At 47.9% G+C, this 1,841-nt stretch carries 1 rRNA gene; it reads right to left on the bottom strand.

Annotated elements, in window-relative coordinates:
• Positions 1-65 precede the first annotated feature (65 nt).
• Positions 66-1,632: ribosomal RNA gene (locus tag FD31_RS13705) — 16S ribosomal RNA — on the bottom strand.
• Positions 1,633-1,841 lie beyond the last annotated feature (209 nt).

The raw sequence follows: 1,841 nt of genomic DNA, 5'->3' as shown, positions 1-1,841 counted from the left end.
CTCAAAACTAAACAAAGTTTTAACAATTGTGTATTTCCGTTGATGCTTACGCATCATATCCTTAGAAAGGAGGTGATCCAGCCGCAGGTTCTCCTACGGCTACCTTGTTACGACTTCACCCTAATCATTTGTCCCACCTTAGACGGCTAGCTCCCCGAAGGGTTACCCCACCGGCTTTGGGTGTTACAAACTCTCATGGTGTGACGGGCGGTGTGTACAAGGCCCGGGAACGTATTCACCGCGGCATGCTGATCCGCGATTACTAGCGATTCCAGCTTCATGTAGGCGAGTTGCAGCCTACAATCCGAACTGAGATCGGTTTTAAGTGATTTGCTTACCCTCGCGAGTTCGCAGCACGTTGTACCGACCATTGTAGCACGTGTGTAGCCCAGGTCATAAGGGGCATGATGATTTGACGTCGTCCCCACCTTCCTCCGGTTTGTCACCGGCAGTCTCACCAGAGTGCCCAACTGAATGCTGGCAACTGATAATAAGGGTTGCGCTCGTTGCGGGACTTAACCCAACATCTCACGACACGAGCTGACGACAACCATGCACCACCTGTATCCATGTCCCCGAAGGGAAAGACTAATCTCTTAGCTTTTCATGGTATGTCAAGACCTGGTAAGGTTCTTCGCGTTGCTTCGAATTAAACCACATGCTCCACCGCTTGTGCGGGCCCCCGTCAATTCCTTTGAGTTTCAATCTTGCGATCGTACTCCCCAGGCGGAGTGCTTAATGCGTTAGCTGCAGCACTGAAGGGCGGAAACCCTCCAACACTTAGCACTCATCGTTTACGGCATGGACTACCAGGGTATCTAATCCTGTTTGCTACCCATGCTTTCGAATCTCAGCGTCAGTTACAGACCAGAAAGCCGCCTTCGCCACTGGTGTTCTTCCATATATCTACGCATTCCACCGCTACACATGGAGTTCCACTTTCCTCTTCTGCACTCAAGTTTACCAGTTTTCGAAGCACTTCCTCGGTTGAGCCGAGGGCTTTCACTTCAAACTTAATAAACCGCCTACATTCTCTTTACGCCCAATAAATCCGGACAACGCTTGCCACCTACGTATTACCGCGGCTGCTGGCACGTAGTTAGCCGTGGCTTTCTGGTTGAATACCGTCAGTACGTGAACAGTTACTCTCACGCATGTTCTTCTTCAACAACAGAGTTTTACGATCCGAAAACCTTCTTCACTCACGCGGCATTGCTCCATCAGGCTTTCGCCCATTGTGGAAGATTCCCTACTGCTGCCTCCCGTAGGAGTTTGGGCCGTGTCTCAGTCCCAATGTGGCCGATTACCCTCTCAGGTCGGCTACGTATCATTGCCTTGGTGAGCCTTTACCTCACCAACTAGCTAATACGCCGCGGGTCCATCCAAAAGCGATAGCAGAGCCATCTTTTAAACTACGATCATGTGAAAGTAGTTGTTATGCGGTATTAGCACCTGTTTCCAGATGTTATCCCCCACTTTTGGGCAGGTTACCCACGTGTTACTCACCCGTCCGCCACTCACTCAAATGTGATTCATGAAGCAAGCTTCAATCATCACCAGAGTTCGTTCGACTTGCATGTATTAGGCATGCCGCCAGCGTTCGTCCTGAGCCAGGATCAAACTCTCATATTAAAAGTTTGTGACTCATAAAAATATTAAATACTAGCGAATTGACTTCGTTGTAAATCCAACAAATTAATGTTGGCCTACACAATTTTAGTGTTAAAACTTTGTTCAGTTTTCAAAGGTCTACCAGCTGATTAAGCGCTTACGCTCATCAGCGACTTAATTATTTTATCAAGCTGACAAATGAATGTCAAGAACTTTTTAAAATAATTTTT

Source organism: Companilactobacillus nantensis DSM 16982, from assembly GCF_001435815.1.
In the GTDB taxonomy this organism is placed as follows: domain Bacteria; phylum Bacillota; class Bacilli; order Lactobacillales; family Lactobacillaceae; genus Companilactobacillus; species Companilactobacillus nantensis.
The sequence above is the reverse complement of the archived record's forward strand: the minus strand, read 5'-3'. Positions and strand labels throughout refer to the sequence as shown.